The following is a 708-nucleotide window of genomic DNA, read 5'->3' on the forward strand; positions in this document are numbered from 1 at the left end:
ATTTATTAATGCTAAGCGCATTAATAATATTAATGACCATATTGTCACTGAAATGCGCCAAAGTGACGAGCCACCGGAACATGAACTTTATTTTCAAACGGCAGAGGGGGACGGCCAAACCAAATATTTACCTGAGGACGTACTTTTTCGCATATGGATTACTGATGTAGATTATAAAGATATTAAAGATCTAGAAGGGTTTTATTGTGATAAAAGAGGAGATCGATGCTACTTTCGTTGGAACGACATTCCCGATTATATAAAACATAAGCGTGAATCGATACTACAAAGGTTTAGTGCGAAATCTAAAGGCGTACACGCAATCGTAAACTCTTGGGAATATGATATATATAAACAGAAATATCATACGGTTTTGCTCGAAACAGATCCAAGTAAAATCACCGCCACCGGTAATATTACGATACAAGGACAAACTTTAAATAATCACGACAGTAAAATTATTGCCGGTAAAAATGTCAATATTAATGTCAATCAGTTAAACAATATCTCGCAAGAGGCTGTCACAAAATATGTTTATTCCGGGAAGTATTATCACCGTACTCGTAAGCACGAAGATGACTATAGATGTTATGAGCGAGATTTTACTAAAGCCGATGAAGTCGTTATTGATAATGCATTAAATACGAATATTTTAGATCATCAAATATTTGAGCAGGCTCAATTAAACGATACCGCTCGTCAACCCAC

General features: G+C 35.7%; 1 protein-coding gene. It reads left to right on the forward strand.

Annotated elements, in window-relative coordinates:
• Nucleotides 1-708 (forward strand): hypothetical protein (locus J3U74_RS12420; protein WP_267338104.1); only part of this gene is annotated, 708 nt, incomplete at both ends.

The organism is Gilliamella sp. B3892, from assembly GCF_026536305.1.
Classification (GTDB): Bacteria; Pseudomonadota; Gammaproteobacteria; order Enterobacterales; family Orbaceae; genus Gilliamella.